The organism is Janthinobacterium sp. GW460-12-1-14-LB5, from assembly GCF_059423585.1.
This window is the reverse complement of record NZ_JBWKYD010000008.1, coordinates 12831-28418: the sequence shown is the minus strand read 5'-3', so window position 1 is coordinate 28418 and position 15588 is coordinate 12831. Positions and strand designations below refer to the sequence as shown.

The window sequence follows — 15588 nt, the reverse complement described above, 5'->3', positions numbered from 1 at the left end:
TTTCACGCAATATTATTGCGCAAATCATGATTGTTCGGGAGATCTTTGGCATTTAATGCCCACAGACCGCGCCTATACTGTGCGCTACTTCTTGGAGGAGACATCATGCAATTTCAGCCTTGGGATAACCCGATGGGTACCGATGGTTTCGAGTTCGTCGAGTATGCAGCACCAGACCCAAAAGCATTGGGCAAGCTGTTCGAGAACATGGGATTCACGGCCATCGCGCGCCACCGCCACAAAGATGTGACCCTGTACCGTCAGGGCGACATCAATTTCATCATCAATGCCGAACAAGATTCGTTCGCGCAGCGTTTTGCCCGCCATCACGGCCCGTCCGTGTGCGCCATCGCCATCCGCGTCGACGACGCGGCTTTCGTGTATCGCCGCGCGCTGGAACTGGGCGCCTGGGGTTTCGACAATAAAACGGGTCCGATGGAGCTGAATATCCCCGCCATCAAGGGCGTGGGCGATTCCCTGCTGTACTTCGTCGACCGCTGGCGCGGCAAGGGCGCCGACAAGCCAAACGCGGCCGCACCGGGCGGCATCGGCGACATCAGCATCTATGACGTCGATTTCGTCGCCATTCCCGGCGCCGTCGCCAATCCGGTCGGCCATGGCCTGACCTACATCGACCACCTGACGCACAATGTGCACCGCGGCCGCATGAAGGAATGGGCGAGCTTCTATGAAAGCCTGTTCAACTTCCGCGAAGTGCGCTATTTCGACATCGAAGGCAAGTTGACGGGCCTCAAATCGAAAGCCATGACTTCGCCATGCGGCAAGATCCGCATCCCGATCAATGAATCGTCGGATGACAAGTCGCAGATCGCCGAATACCTGGACCAGTACCATGGCGAAGGTATCCAGCATATCGCCCTGGGCACGGACAATATCTACGCCTCCGTGCAAGGCATGCGCGATACGGGTATCGATTTCCAGGACACGATTGAAACTTACTATGAGCTGGTCAACCGCCGCCTGCCGAACCACGGCGAGCAGCTGGAAGAACTGCGCCGCCTGCGCATCCTGATCGATGGCCACAGCACGGAAACGGAACGCGAACTGCTGCTGCAAATCTTCACGCAGACGGTGATCGGCCCGATCTTCTTCGAGATCATCCAGCGCAAGGGCGACCAGGGCTTCGGCGAAGGCAACTTCCGCGCCCTGTTCGAGTCGATCGAGCTGGACCAGATCAAGCGCGGCGTGCTGAAAGATACGAACGCGGCATAAGTATTGTGCTGTAGCAAATAGTAGTAAAAGAGTATCAGCCCGGGAGTGCAGCGCAGCAAAGAACTGCGCGCCTTCCTGTGGTAGTCTACGACAAACAAGTCATTTTTCCGCACCGGCATGCTCACAAAGCGCGGCCGGTACGTGTGAGTTCAACCGACCTGCACGCGTAGCACAGAGAATAATGGAGACAAGTAATGAATGCACCAATCAAGGGCTCGAGTCTTGAGCCGGGCGCGCACGCGTCCGAAATTTCCCTGAACGACAAATACACCCTGGAGCGTGGCCGCGCCTTCATGACGGGCACGCAAGCGCTGATCCGCCTGCCCATGCTGCAGCGCGAGCGCGACCTGAAAGCTGGCCTGAATACGGCCGGCTACATCACCGGTTACCGCGGTTCGCCGGTGACGTCCGTCGACATGACGGCGATCAAGGCAAAAAAGTACCTCGATGAACACCACGTCAAGTTCCACCCGGGCCTGAACGAAGACCTGGCCGCCACGGCCGTCTGGGGCACGCAGCAGACGAATCTGTTCGAAGACGCGAAGTACGACGGCGTGTTCGGCATGTGGTACGGCAAGGGCCCCGGCGTCGACCGCTGCGGCGACGTGTTCAAACACGCGAATAACGCCGGTTCCGCCAAGCACGGTGGCGTGCTGGTGCTGGCCGGCGACGACCATGCGGCGAAATCGTCGTCCACGGCGCACCAGTCCGACCATATCCTGAACGCTTGCGGCATCCCCGTGCTGTACCCGTCGTCGGTGCAGGAATACATCGACTACGGCTTGCACGCCTGGGCCATGAGCCGCTACACGGGGCTATGGGTGTCGATGAAATGCGTGACCGACATCATCGAGTCGGGCGCCGCCGTCGATTTCGACCCGGACCGCGTGCAGATCACCTTGCCGACGGACTTCGAGATGCCGGCCGGCGGCTTGAACATCCGCTGGCCCGACACGGTGCTGGAACAAGAAGTCCGCATGAACAGCTACAAATGGTATGCGGCGCTGGCGTATGCGCGTGCCAACAAGCTCAATAAAATCATCTGGGACAGCCCGAAGGCGCGCATCGGCATCATCACGGCCGGCAAATCGTATCTGGACACGCGCCAGGCGCTGGCGGATCTCGGCATCGACGAGCAGACGGCGTCCGACATCGGCATCCGCCTGTACAAGATCGGCATGACCTGGCCGCTGGAAGCGGACGGCGTGCATGAATTCGCCAAAGGCCTCGACGAGATCCTCGTGGTCGAGGAAAAGCGGCAAATCCTCGAATACGCGCTGAAGGAAGAGCTGTACAACCTGAAGGATGGCGAGCGTCCGCGCGTGGTCGGCAAGTTCGACGACACGGGCGAGTGGAGCAACCAGAAGGGCACGGGACACGGCGACTGGCTGCTGCCGGCCACGTATGAGCTGAACCCGGCCATGATCGCCCGCGCCATCGCCAGCCGCATTTCGCGCTACTACGCGGGCCACCCCGTCGAGCAGCGCGTGAAGGAACGCATCGCCTACCTGGAAGCGAAGGAAAACGTCCTCAAGGCCATCAGCGCGAAACCCGACCCGCAGAAAGACCGCACGCCGTTCTTCTGCTCGGGCTGCCCGCACAACAGCTCGACCAAGGTGCCGGAAGGCTCGCGCGCGCTGGCCGGCATCGGCTGCCACTACATGGTGCTGTGGATGGACCGCGAGACGTCGACCTTTACCCACATGGGCGCCGAAGGCGTTACCTGGGTGGGGCAGGCGCCGTTCACGAATGAAAAGCACGTGTTTACCAACCTCGGCGACGGCACGTATTTCCACTCGGGCATCCTTGCCATCCGCGCGGCCGTCTCGGCCAAGGTCAACATCACTTATAAAATTCTGTTCAACGATGCGGTGGCCATGACGGGTGGCCAGGAATTCGACGGGCCTTTGTCTCCGGCCATCATTTCGCGCCAGATCGCCGCCGAAGGCGTCGGTCCCATCATCGTCGTCACGGACGAACCGGAAAAATACCCGGATGATTACGCCTGGGCCGAAGGCGTCACCGTGCGCCACCGTTCGGAACTGATGGACGTGCAGCGCGAACTGCGCGACATGCCCGGCGTGTCGGCCATGATCTACGACCAGACCTGCGCCTCGGAAAAACGCCGCCGCCGGAAACGCAATGAATACCCGGACCCGGCCAAGCGCGCCGTCATCAACGAAGCCGTCTGCGAAGGCTGCGGCGACTGCTCCGTGCAATCGAACTGCCTGTCGGTGGAACCGCTGGAAACGGAACTGGGGCGCAAGCGCCAGATCAACCAGTCGTCCTGCAACAAGGATTTCTCGTGCACGACGGGCTTCTGCCCGAGTTTCGTGACGGTGGAAGGCGGCGGCCTGAAAAAGCCGAAGAAGGCGGCTGCCGCCGACAAGGACGCGCCAGCCGCGCCGGCCTTGCCGACACCGCAGATTCCTTCGACGGCCGAGCCGTTCGGCATCCTCGTCACCGGCATCGGCGGCACGGGTGTCGTCACCGTCGGCCAGATCCTGGCCATGGCGGCGCACGTGGAAGGCAAGGGCTGTTCCGTGCTGGACATGAGCGGCCTGGCGCAAAAAGGCGGCCCCGTGATGTCGCACGTGCGCCTGGCGGACCGCCAGGAAGATATCCACTCGACGCGCGTCGGCACGGGTGCGGCCGACCTGGTGATCGGCTGCGACCTGATCGTCACGGCCAGCCGCGACGCCCTGTCGCGCATGGGAGAGGGCCGCAGCTGGGCCATGATCAACTCGACCAGCTCGTCCACGGCCGCCTTCGTGAAGAATCCGGACTGGCAATTCCCCGGCGCCTCGGCGCGCATGGAAATCGAAAAGGCCTGCGGTACGGATCACGTCGATTTCATCGACGCGGGCCAGATCGCCACGGCGCTGATGGGCGACTCCATCGCCACGAATATGTTCATGCTCGGTTATGCATGGCAAAAGGGCAAAGTGCCATTGAGCGAAGCGTCCATCATGAAGGCCATCGACCTGAACAACGTCTCGGTGGCATTCAACAAGGCGGCCTTCAACTGGGGCCGCGCGGGTGCCCACGATGCGGCCAGCCTGGTGCGCATGACCACGCCAGCGAAGGTGGTGGAATTCAAGCGCATCGACACGCTCGACGACATCATCGAAAAACGCGTCGCCCTGCTGACGGCCTACCAGGACCGCGCGTATGCGCAGCAGTACCTGGACTTCATCAAACAGGTGCGCGCCGCCGAAAGCGCCCTGAATGGTCCGCACTTGCGCCTGACGGAAGCCGTGGCCCGTTACTTCTACAAGCTGATGGCTTACAAGGACGAGTACGAAGTGGCGCGCCTGTACACGGACGGCGCCTTCCAGGCGAAGATCGCGTCCATGTTCGAAGGCGACATCAAGCTCAAGTTCCACCTGGCGCCGCCGATCATGGCGAAAACGGATGCCCAGGGCCATCTGATCAAGAAGGAATATGGCCCGTGGATGCTGAAGGCGTTCGGCGTGCTGGCCAAAATGAAAGGCTTGCGCGGCACGGCCTTCGACGTATTCGGCCATACGGCCGAGCGCAAGATGGAGCGCGCGCTGATTCTGGAGTACCGCGCGACGGTGGGTGGCTTGCTGCCGAAGCTGACGACGGCCAAGCTGGCGCAAGCCGTGGCCATTGCCAGCATCCCGGAAGACATCCGCGGCTATGGCCACGTGAAGGAGCGTCACTTGAAGGCGGCGAAAGAGAAGGAAGCGAGTCTCTTGATCGCCTTCAACGCGCCGACGCCGCTACCGCCCGTCGTGGCGGCACCCGTGGCGGCCACCGTGTGATGGGGTGAACGCCTCGCTGTAGCAATGGCGCCTGCGGGCGCCATTTTTTTCGTGTCAAAGAAAACAACGCCTGTTTGCAAAACGCATTATAATTTTCTGATAATTTCTTTTCGGAAAGTTTGTCATGCCTTCCCTGCGCTTTTCCGCCCTGGCGGTTCCTCTCGTATTGTTGTTGAGTGCCTGCGGCGGAGGAGGCGGCGGCAGCGATAGCGCGTCCGTTGTGCCGCCCGTGACGCAGACGGACCCGACGGCGCTGGTCGCTGCCTCCACGGTGGCGAACCGCTGCGCCGTGCCGCGCAGTGGCAGCGGCATCGATAAGCCGGGAACCTTGCTCAATGAACAGACGTGGGTGCGCAGCTGGATCGATGAAACGTATCTGTGGTACCGCGAAGTACCGACCACGTACTTGCCGCAAAGCTTTGCCACGCCCATCGCCTATTTCGACGTGCTGAAGACAACGGCCACGACGGCGTCCGGCAAGCCCAAGGACCAGTTCCATTTCACCTTGCCGACGGCAGAGTGGGAGGCGGCGCAGAATGGTATCGAACTGGGCTACGGCATGCTGCTGGCGGTAACGCGCACGACGCCGCCGCGCAAGGCCGTGGTCACGATCGTCGAGCCGGGCTCGCCGGCGGCGCTGGCGGGCTTGCAGCGCGGCGACGTGCTGCAAACCATCGATGGCGTCGATTTCGTCCATGCTCCTGACACGGCCAGCGTGCAGATCATCAACGCCGGCCTGTTCCCCAAGGCGCAAGGCACGCACGCGCTGGGATTCAGCCGCAACGGCGCGCCTCTGTCCGTGAGCCTGACGGCGGTCGACGTGAGCACCAGCGCCGTGCAGAACGAGCGCATTATCGATACGCCCACGGGCAAGGTGGGCTATCTGACCTTCAATACGCACAACAACGTGGCCGAGCGCCAGTTGGTCGAGACCATGGGCCGCTTCCAGGCGGCCGGCATCAGCGACCTGGTGCTTGACGTGCGCTACAACGGCGGCGGCTATCTCGATGTTGCCAGCGAACTCGCTTACATGATTGCTGGCCCGCAAGTTACTGCCGGCAAGACTTTCGAGCAGGTGCTCTTCAATGACAAGACGCGGCCGGAAGCGCCCGTGCCCTTCCATGCGCAAAGCCAGGGCTTTCCCGCCCCGAATCCCCTGCCCAAGGGCACGCCTTTGCCCTCGCTGGGTCTCAAGCGCGTGACCTTGCTGACGACGGGCAATACCTGCTCCGCCAGCGAGGCCATCATCAATGGCTTGCGCGGCGTGGACGTGCAGGTCAACCTGATCGGCGGCACGACGTGCGGCAAGCCCTACGGTTTCTATCCTGCACCGAATTGCGGCACCACCTATTTCGCCGTGCAGTTCCAGGGCGTCAATGCCAAGGGCTTTGGCGACTTTGCCGATGGCATGGCGCCGACCTGCGACGTGACGGACGATTACCAGCATCAGCTGGGCGACCCGTCCGAAGGCATGCTGGCGGCGGCGCTGCGCTACCGCAGCAGCGGCAGCTGCACGCCGGCCATGGGCGCGAGCAGGCTGTTGAGTGCGATGGAAAGTCCCGCCGACACGGTCACGCGCCTGCTGCGGCCATCCCACAAGGAAATTGCCATCATGCGCCGTTAGCGCGCATGTTCCTGCCATGCGCTCGCCGGCGTGCCTGGCGGTTTCCTGCTCAAAAATCTTTCTATATAACAATTTTGATATATAGAAAGATGAATCGATTCGTTCTGGAATGACTGGCATTTTGCTATCTTCCCGCTTTTCTCCCACCTTGAGAAGCGCAACGATGTCGAAACAGTTCAAGTTAACCCCGCTCAGCCTTGGCGTACTGGCCATCCTGGGCGGCACCGCATGGCAGGCGCACGCGCAAACGCACGCGCCCGCAGCGGATCAGCAGGCGGCGGCCACCCCGCCAGCCGTCGTGGTCACCGGTTCGCGCATTCCCCGCGCCAGCCTGGAAGGCCCGTCTTCCGTCACCATCCTGACCGGCGATGAAATCACCAAGCAGGGCTACAAGAACGTCTTCGACGCGCTGACCAGCCAGGTGCAGAACAGCGGCTTTACGCAGGGCGAGGATTACGGCAATACCTTTACGCCGTCGGCCAATACCATCAGCCTGCGCGGCCTGGGCCCGAACCACACCTTGATCCTGCTGAACGGCCGCCGTCTGGCCGACTTCCCCATCGCCTATGACGGCGCCGTCAACTTCACCAACCTGGCGAACATCCCGTCGAGCATCGTCGACCGCATCGAAATCCTCAACGGCGGCGCCTCGGCCATCTATGGCTCGGACGCGATTGCCGGCGTAGTCAACGTGATCCTGAAAAAACAGGCGGAAGGCTTCGATATCAACGTCAAGGTCGGCGGCACCTCGCGCGGCGGCGCCGGCAACCAGCGCGTGCAGCTGACGGGCGGCGGCAATTTCGACAAGCTGCATACCCTGTTCAGCGTGGAACTGAGCGAACGCGACCCGCTGTGGAGCATGGACCGCGACTTCATGACCAGCCGCTCCGGTGTGCCGACGACGATCGCCGCGCGCCGCACCCTGGCGAAAGGCGGGGCCGGCAGCTATGTCGACCTGGGCGACACTTGCAGCCAGTTCGGCGACATGTTCGGCGGCAGCGTCAGCAAGTACACGGCGAAAAACGGCAGCTATTGCGCCAGCCCGAAAGCCCGCCCGACCTTCTGGACCACGCAGACCAAGAATAGCAGCCAGAACGTGTTCGGCAGTGCCAACTACGAGCTCGATGCCGACACCACCCTGTTTGCCGATGTCCTGATTGGCAAAAACAAGACCGTCAACAATACGCGCGGCCCGTCGTGGACCTCGGCTTCGTTGAACGGCAATTCCTTCCTGAACCAGAACAGCGGCGCCTACGAAGAGTGGACGCGCTTTATCTCGCCCGAGGAAATCGGCGGCGTGCAACGCTACAACCGTAGCTGGGACGACCTGGCCACGGCCATTTCGCTGGGCGCCAAGGGCCGCATTCCGGGCAGCGCCTGGCAATATGAGGCCAACTACAATGCCTCGGTTTACACGAGCGAAGCCCACCGGCCGCAATTGCGCTCGAACATCGACAGCTTCTTCCTGGGACCGAAGCTGGGCACGGATGCGAAGGGCGTGGCCATCTACGCCCCCGATCCCGCGCGCCTGTCGCAGCGCCTGACGCCGGCCGAATTCGACAGCATCAGCGGCTACAGCGACAGCAAGGACAAGGCCTGGACGAATACCCTCAGCCTGACCACGAATGGCGACCTGTTCCAGCTGCCTGCCGGTACGGTGAAAATCGCTACGATTGCCGAAGCGAGCAAGCAGGGCTTCAGCAACGAACCCGATGCGCGCATCGATGAAGGCTATTTCAATATCGCCACCGGCTCGGGCGCCACGGCCGGCACCCGTTCGCGCTATGCGCTGGGCGCGGAGTTGAATGTGCCGCTGCATGAAAAGCTGACCGCTACCGTCGCCGGCCGCTACGACCGCTACAGCTTTGCCGGCCGCAAGGAAGGCAAGTTGACGTACAACGCCGGTCTGGAATTGCGCCCGGCACCGGACCTGCTGTTCCGCGCCAACTACGCCACCAGCTTCCGCGCGCCGGACATGAACTACATCTACCAGTCCCGCAGCAAAGGCTATTATGCGAGCACCACCGATTACTATCGTTGCGACGCCGCCGGACAAGCCATCGACGGCTGCGAATATGCCAACAAGTCGCCTGGCGCCGATTACGTGCAGAACGGCAGCCGCGACCTGCAGTCGGAAAAGGGCAAGTCCTTCGGCGTGGGCGCCGTCTGGTCGCCGAGTGCCAATTTCGACGTCTCAGTCGACTACTGGAACATCAAGATCGACGACCTGGTGACGAATCTGGACGCCGACAAGCTGCTGCGCGATGAATCCGATTGCCGCCTGGGCAAGGCCGATATCGGCTCGCCGACCTGTATCGATACCCTGGGCCGCATCGAACGCTATGCGGCCAATGCCTTGAACAAGGCGGGCGAGATCAAGACCATCACCGTCAACCCGATCAACGCGGCCAAGCAAAGCAGCAGCGGCATCGACGTCAGCCTGAAGTATTTGCTGCGCACGACGGACTATGGCCGCTTTGCCTTCAAGGCCAACTACGCCCGGGTGCTGAGCAAGAAATCGCAGCAATTCGCCGGCGATGCAGAGACCGACGAAACCAGGTCGATGACCAACAGGGATTGGCCCGACAAGCTGAACCTGAGCGTCAACTGGGCTGCGGGCGACTGGTCGAACACCTTGCTGGTGGCCCGCTACGGCAAGATACCGAACGGTGCAGGGAAAGCCTATCTGACGCCGACGGCGCTGGCCAACGTCAGCAGCGTGTACCGCATCAGCGACCGCGCCACCGTCTCGCTGATCGTCAACAACGTGTTCGACAAGATCAAGCGCGACACCAGCAACGGCTGGCCGTACTACCCGACCGGCAACTACAGCCCGCAAGGACGCCAGGGATGGATCGAATTTAACTACCATTTTGGTACATAAATCGCACTTGCCTGAGCACTGCCGGAGCAGCCAACGCTGTTCCGGCTTTTTTATTTTCCGGCGCGTTTTTTTACGTGACCGCCACTCTATAATTGCCCGCTTGTTCTCTCTCGATGGAGTTTGACCCATGCTACGCCACGCCCTGCTGTCTGCCGCCTTGTTGTCCCTGTTTTCTGCCCATGTACATGCCGCCCCGGTCCTGACGACGGTGGCCGAGCGCTCGGGCTTTTTGAATACGGGCCGCTATGCGGAAGTGGAAACCTTGTGCCGCCAGTTCCAGGCGCGCTATCCGAAGCAGGTGCGTTGTATCGAATTTGGCCGCACGCCGGAAAACCGCCCCATGCTGGCGCTGGCCGTCTCCAGTACGGGCGCGCTGACGCCAGCCGAAGCGGCGCGCCGCAAGCTGCCCGTGCTGCTGGTACAGGGCGGCATCCATGCGGGCGAAATCGATGGCAAGGATGCTGGTTTCCTGGCGCTGCGCGAAGTATTGGAGGGCAAGGCGGCGCCCGGCGCGCTGGATAAACAGGTGCTGCTGTTCGTCCCCGTCTTCAATGTCGACGGCCATGAGCGCTTCGGCCAGTGGAACCGTCCGAACCAGCGCGGCCCCGTGGAAATGGGCTGGCGCAGCACGGCGCAAAACTACAATCTGAACCGCGAATACATGAAGGCCGATACGCCCGAGATGCAGCACATGCTGGCGCTGGTGAACGCCTGGGATCCGCTGGCCTATGTCGACCTGCACGTCACCGATGGCGCTCAGTTCGAACCCGATATCTCGATCCAGGTCGAACCCGTGCATGCGGGCGACGCGGCACTGCGCGTGGCGGGAACGGCTTTGCGCGATCAGGTCCTGGCCGACCTGGCCAGGCAGGGCTCCGATCCGAAACCGTTCTATATCTCGTTTGCCGAGAACGACAACCCGCAATCGGGCTTTGTCGACTCGGCGCCGAATCCCCGCTTCTCGCATGGCTATTTCCAGCTGCGCAACCGCTTCGGCATGCTGGTGGAAACCCATTCGTGGAAGGATTATCCGACCCGCGTGCGCATCACGCGCAACACCATCGTCTCGCTGCTGTCGCAAGTGGCGCAGCATGGCGCGCAGTGGCGGCAAACGGCGCTCGAGGCGGACGCGCGCGCCGCGCAGCTGGCCGGCGCCACCTTGCCGCTCACGTATAAAACGACGGACAAGAGCCGCATGATCGCGTTTCGCGGCTACGCCTACACGCGCACGCCGTCCGAAGTATCGGGCGCGCTGATGACGCGCTACGATGAGACCACGCCGCAGATCTGGAACGTGCCGCTGCGCGACGAGATCGTGCCCGACTTGCAATTGGCCGCGCCGCAGGCCGGCTACCTGGTGCCGGCAGCGCAGGCGCAGATGGTGGCGGCCAAGCTGCGCCAGCATGGCGTGTCGTACCAGGTGCTGGCCACCGCGCCCGGCAAGCTGCCGGTCGAAACCTTCCGCGCCACGCAGGTGAAATTCGGCGCGCAGTCGTTCGAAGGGCGCCAGACGGCGGCCGTGCAGGGCGCGTGGCAGAAAGAGGCGCGCGTGGTCGAGGCGGGCGCGCTGTACGTGCCCGTCAACCAGGCCAAGGCGCGCCTGGTGGTGGCCCTGCTCGAGCCGCGCGCGCCCGATTCCCTGCTGGCCTGGGGCAGTTTCAATACGGCCTTCGAGCGCAAGGAATACATGGAAGAATACGTGGCCGAAGACGTGGCCCGTGCGCAGCTGGCGGCCGATCCGGCGCTGGCGGCGCAGTTCCACGAAAAGCTGGCCAGCGACCCCGCGTTTGCAAAAAGCCCGGCCGCGCGCCTGGAATTCTTCGCCCGGCGCCACGCCTCGTGGGATGAGCGGCTGAACCTGTATCCGGTGCTGCGCACGGATGTCGTGCCGGCCGGCCTGGCATCGCCGCCTGCGCGCGCACTGCAGTTGTCAAATCGCGCAGATTAATCGAAAGAAAATGCTATTCTCCGCACGATGAGGACGCCGCCACCACGAGCAGAGACGAGAGATGGGTAACAACACACTGTACAAGCAGCACCGGGAAGCGTTTTTTCGTCTCTGCGACGCCGTGGGCGAGAATCAGGTGGAGCAGGTGCGCAGCCTGCTCCAGGCCACGCCGCTGCTCTCGACCTTGCGCCGCTACAACATGGATGACGGCGAATCGCTGCTGCATCTGGCCGCGGCCAGCGGCAGCCGCGAGGTTTGCGCCCTGCTCGTGTCGCTGGGCATGGATATCGATTTGCCGTTGCCCGGTTACCGCAACCATACGCCGCTGGGCGAGGCGGCCGGCCATGGCCACGTCGATACCTGCCGCTGGCTGCTTGAGCATGGCGCCGCCGTCGACGGCTTGCCGGACAATATACTGTCGCCGCTGAACAGCGCCTGCGTGGACGGCCATCAGGACGTGGTTGCCTTGCTGCTGCAGCGGGGCGCCAATCCGAACCGCCTGCATACGCGCTGGAATCAGGCGCCGGTCGATATCGCCGCCGGCTGGGGCTTTCCCGCAATCGTCCAGATGCTCGCTGCCGCCGGCGGCGTCAGCATATTCGATGTGCCGCGGCAAGCGGCCGCCTCGCCGCAGGATGCCATCCGCACCTTCATGCACAACAGCGCCGGCTGGGTACTGCCGGCCGTGTTCAGCCCGGACAGCGGCGACGCGCGCTTTTCGCTGGGGATCAGCTGCATCGATGGCAAGCGCGAGTTCAAGCTGCTGTTTACGGCCGGCCTGTTCCAGCAATCGCCGATGACCGAACTGGCCGTCTGCCTGCCGACGCGCTGGCCGCTGACCGTCCACGGCTTTGCGGCGTGCAGCCCATGGCGCTTTCCCGTCGACCTGCTGGCGCGGCTGGGACGGCGTACCCTCGACCAGGCCAGTGTGGCGGCGGGCGGCTTGCTGCGGCGCGATGATCCGGACCTGGCGGACCTGGCGTGGCCGGACGGCGTCGATGCGCTGCTGGCCATCGACAAGCGTTGGAACCCGGAACCGGAGGAAGAAGACATTGCCGACGATGACAAGGTCACCATCTATCTGCTGGTGCTGGTGCCGGTGACGTTCACGAAAAAAGGCGCGCCCGCCGCCAGCGCCTTGGCGGCCTTGATGGAGCGCAAGCTCAAAGGCAGCTGGAAAGCGTCGGCCTTGCCGTTTGCCATCCCACGCTAAGGCGCACGGCAGTGACAGATGCGCACGATCAACCGGATTCAATTGCGGAAATGTTATTCTTTCATCTTCCGCGCCTGCGGCCAGCTGTTCCATTCACCGGTTTCCCCATGACAGAAAAAAAACAGAAAAAGATTCTCTTGTTGAGCGTTTCGGCCGGCGCCGGCCATCTGCGCGCCGCGCAAGCCATCGAGGCATATGCCGGCCTGGAGCAGCACGCCATCGCCAGCCATCTCGATGTGATGGATTTTGTGCCCCCCGCGTTCCGCAAGCTGTACACGGATTTCTATATCAAGCTGGTCAACAAGGCGCCCGCGCTGTGGGGCTATCTGTACCATGCCAGCCACGACGCGCCGCGCGACAGCTCGATGCAGCGCCTGCGCCGCGCCGTCGAGCGCCTCAACACGCGCGCGCTGATGGCGCAGATCGCCGCCTTCCAGCCCGATGCGATTATCTGCACGCATTTCCTGCCGGCCGAACTGCTGTCGCGCGCATTGCGCCAGCACCAGCTGTCCTGCCCCGTGTGGGTGCAGGTCACGGATTTTGATTTGCACCGCATGTGGGTGCATGAACAGATGCAGGGTTATTTCGCCGCCACCGACGAAGTGGCGTTCCGCATGCGCCACGAAGGCATCCCGGCCGACCGCATCCACGTGACGGGCATCCCTATCATGCCCGCCTTTGCGCAGGCGCCCGACCGCGCGCGCTGCGCGCAGGCGTTTGGCCTCGACCCGCGGCGCACGACGATCCTGCTGATGGGCGGCGGGGCGGGACTGGGCAGCCTCGATACCATCGCCGCGCGCCTGCTGGCGCTGGATGGCGACTTTCAGCTGATCGTGCTGGCGGGGAAAAACGCCGCCGCGCTGGCGGCGCTGCAGGCACTGGCCAGCCGCTATCCGGGCCGCTTGCTGGCGCAAGGCTTTACCAGCGAAGTCGAGCGCCTGATGGCGTGCGCCGACCTGGTGATCACCAAGCCGGGCGGACTGACCACCTCGGAATGCCTGGCGCTGGGCTTGCCCATGATCGTCAACTCGCCGATTCCCGGCCAGGAAGAGCGCAATGCCGACTATCTGCTGGAACAGGGCGTGGCCCTGAAGGCATTCGATGCCGTCACCCTGGAATACCGCGTGCGCCTGTTGCTCGATCATCCGCAGCAGTTGCAAGCCATGCGCGCGAAAGCGCTGGCGCTGGGCCGTCCGCGCGCCGCCAGCGACGTGCTGGCGCAGGTGCTGGCGCCGAGCGTTACGCCGGAGCCGGCGTGACGGGCGCCGTGGCAAAACCCTGGCAGATCGCCCTGACGCTGGCCTGGGTGGCCCTGCTGGGACTGTTTTTTGCGCAGGTGGAAATCCAGATCGAAGGCGCGGCCGGCTGGGCCGCCAACCTGCCCACCTGGCGCATCGAAAGCCATTGGCTGCTCGATATCTTCTGGGGCGGGCGGCCGATGACCGGCTACCATGCCTGGGTGTTTCCCTTCATTGCCCTGTTCTTCCATTTCCCCATGATCTTCCTGGCGCAATGGTCGCTGCGCCTCGAGTGCCGCGCCATCGGCTGCATCATGCTGTTCTGGATCATCGAGGATTATCTGTGGTTCGTGCTCAATCCCGCCTATGGCGTGGCGCACTTCAATCCGGCCCACATCGCCTGGCACAAGCACTGGCTGTGGTGGGCGCCGACCGACTACTGGGTATCGCTGCTGCTGGCTGGCGTGCTGCTGTGGTTTTCATACAAAAGGAAGTCATGACCTTATCGCCCTTGCCGCATCTTTTGCTGCTATTCCTGGCCCTGGCGGCCGGTTCCGCCGGCGCGCAGGCGCCCGTGGCGCCCGAGCGCAATGCCGAGTGGGCGACGCCGCTGCCGCACGTGTCCAACCTGCACCAGGTCACCCCCGTCCTGTTCCGCAGCGCAAAGCTCGACAGCGCCGACGTGGCCCAGTTGCAGGCGCTGGGCGTGAAGACGGTGATCAGCCTGCGTTCCTTCCACTCCGATACGCAGGTGCTCGATGGCAGCGGCATCCGCGCCGTCCGCATTCCCATCAATACCTGGGCCATCCGCGACAAGCATGTGATCGAGACCATGCGCAGCATCCGCGCCGCCGAACAGCAGGGCTCCGTGCTGCTGCATTGCCTGCACGGCGCCGACCGCACGGGCATGATGGCCGCCATGTACCGCATGCTGTACCAGGGCTGGCCACGCGAGAAGGCGATCAACGAGTTGAAAAATGGCGGCTACGGCTATCACGCCGTGTGGAAGAATATCGAAAGCTACCTCAAGCGCGTCGACGTGGCGGCGCTGCGCGCGCAGATCGACGGAGAAAAACCATGAAGACCCTGCTGTGCGCACTGGCCGCCTGTTCCGCCTACTATCCGCTGGCCGTCCTGGCGGCCACGCCTGCGCTCGATCTGCGCGATGTCAGCAAAGCGGGCATGCCCGGCAAGACCTTTGCCGCCACGACCAGCATGCCGGCCAGCGTGGCCACCGTCTGCGCGGCCATCCAGGATTTCGCCGGCTATCCGCAGTTCATGCCGAACGTGGACAAGATCAAGGTGACGGCCGCCGGCGGCGCCTCGCTGGTCGACGTCACGCTCAAGCTGCCGATGGGAAAAATCAAGCAATACCGCCTGAGAATGACGCCCAAGGTGCTCGACGCCAGTTGCAGCCTGGCCTGGAAGCTGGTGCCGATGGAAGGACTGAAGGTGGAGGACACCATCGCCGACACCAGCGGCTACTGGCAGCTGTCGCCGGATCCGCTCGATGCGGGCGCTGCCGCCGTCAAGTACCAAGTGTACACGGATCCGGGCCCGGTGCCGATGGGACTGGGCTGGATCGTCGACAGCATGAGCCGCGACAGCATCCCGAAAATGTTCGACGCGCTGCGGGCGCGGGTGGCCGCGCGCAAATAGC

At 63.2% G+C, this 15588-nt stretch carries 10 protein-coding genes; all 10 read left to right on the top strand.

Annotation, left to right across the window (positions count from 1 at the left end):
- Nucleotides 1–105 precede the first annotated feature (105 nt).
- The 10 genes from hppD to AC07X6_RS09810 all read left to right on the top strand — a co-directional run bounded on the left by hppD (nt 106) and on the right by AC07X6_RS09810 (nt 15587).
- Nucleotides 106–1233, top strand: a complete 1128-nt coding sequence (gene hppD / locus AC07X6_RS09855) for a 4-hydroxyphenylpyruvate dioxygenase (protein WP_230540293.1) — start codon at nt 106–108, stop codon at nt 1231–1233.
- Nucleotides 1234–1427: 194 nt separating this feature from the next.
- Nucleotides 1428–5021: an indolepyruvate ferredoxin oxidoreductase family protein gene (locus tag AC07X6_RS09850; protein WP_494790843.1), complete on the top strand. Its 3594-nt coding sequence runs from the start codon at nt 1428–1430 to the stop codon at nt 5019–5021.
- Between the two features lie 124 nt (nt 5022–5145).
- Complete coding sequence (locus AC07X6_RS09845) at nt 5146–6645, top strand: S41 family peptidase (protein WP_494790842.1); 1500 nt, start codon at nt 5146–5148, stop codon at nt 6643–6645.
- Between the two features lie 163 nt (nt 6646–6808).
- A complete protein-coding gene (locus tag AC07X6_RS09840) occupies nt 6809–9529 on the top strand; it encodes a TonB-dependent receptor plug domain-containing protein (RefSeq protein WP_494790841.1) in 2721 nt (906 codons plus the stop codon).
- Nucleotides 9530–9656: 127 nt separating this feature from the next.
- Nucleotides 9657–11477: a M14 family metallopeptidase gene (locus AC07X6_RS09835; RefSeq protein ID WP_494790840.1), complete on the top strand. Its 1821-nt coding sequence runs from the start codon at nt 9657–9659 to the stop codon at nt 11475–11477.
- A 61-nt stretch (nt 11478–11538) separates the two neighbouring features.
- Nucleotides 11539–12690, top strand: coding sequence for an ankyrin repeat domain-containing protein (locus AC07X6_RS09830; RefSeq protein ID WP_494790839.1), 1152 nt, complete (start codon nt 11539–11541; stop codon nt 12688–12690).
- A gap of 107 nt (nt 12691–12797) precedes the next feature.
- Nucleotides 12798–13949 (top strand): MGDG synthase family glycosyltransferase, encoded by a 1152-nt coding sequence (locus tag AC07X6_RS09825; RefSeq protein ID WP_494790838.1) that lies wholly within the window; start codon nt 12798–12800, stop codon nt 13947–13949.
- Nucleotides 13946–14428 (top strand): hypothetical protein, encoded by a 483-nt coding sequence (locus tag AC07X6_RS09820; protein WP_035823918.1) that lies wholly within the window; start codon nt 13946–13948, stop codon nt 14426–14428. The genes AC07X6_RS09825 and AC07X6_RS09820 overlap by 4 nt, the downstream gene beginning before the upstream one ends.
- On the top strand, nt 14425–15009 hold the full coding sequence (locus tag AC07X6_RS09815; protein WP_494790837.1) for a tyrosine-protein phosphatase: 585 nt from the start codon (nt 14425–14427) through the stop codon (nt 15007–15009). The genes AC07X6_RS09820 and AC07X6_RS09815 overlap by 4 nt, the downstream gene beginning before the upstream one ends.
- Nucleotides 15006–15587 (top strand): SRPBCC family protein, encoded by a 582-nt coding sequence (locus AC07X6_RS09810; protein WP_494790836.1) that lies wholly within the window; start codon nt 15006–15008, stop codon nt 15585–15587. Before AC07X6_RS09815 ends, AC07X6_RS09810 begins: the two co-directional genes overlap by 4 nt.
- Nucleotide 15588 lies beyond the last annotated feature (1 nt).

Excerpts from the sequence above, each read along its gene's own strand:
- AC07X6_RS09810 (WP_494790836.1), top strand. The coding sequence starts at position 15,006 with ATGAAGACCCTGCTGTGCGCACTGGCCGCCTGTTCCGCCTACTATCCG.
- AC07X6_RS09850 (WP_494790843.1), top strand. The coding sequence starts at position 1,428 with ATGAATGCACCAATCAAGGGCTCGAGTCTTGAGCCGGGCGCGCACGCG.
- AC07X6_RS09815 (WP_494790837.1), top strand. The coding sequence starts at position 14,425 with ATGACCTTATCGCCCTTGCCGCATCTTTTGCTGCTATTCCTGGCCCTG.
- AC07X6_RS09835 (WP_494790840.1), top strand. The coding sequence starts at position 9,657 with ATGCTACGCCACGCCCTGCTGTCTGCCGCCTTGTTGTCCCTGTTTTCT.
- AC07X6_RS09840 (WP_494790841.1), top strand. The coding sequence starts at position 6,809 with ATGTCGAAACAGTTCAAGTTAACCCCGCTCAGCCTTGGCGTACTGGCC.
- hppD (WP_230540293.1), top strand. The coding sequence starts at position 106 with ATGCAATTTCAGCCTTGGGATAACCCGATGGGTACCGATGGTTTCGAG.
- AC07X6_RS09825 (WP_494790838.1), top strand. The coding sequence starts at position 12,798 with ATGACAGAAAAAAAACAGAAAAAGATTCTCTTGTTGAGCGTTTCGGCC.
- AC07X6_RS09845 (WP_494790842.1), top strand. The coding sequence starts at position 5,146 with ATGCCTTCCCTGCGCTTTTCCGCCCTGGCGGTTCCTCTCGTATTGTTG.
- AC07X6_RS09830 (WP_494790839.1), top strand. The coding sequence starts at position 11,539 with ATGGGTAACAACACACTGTACAAGCAGCACCGGGAAGCGTTTTTTCGT.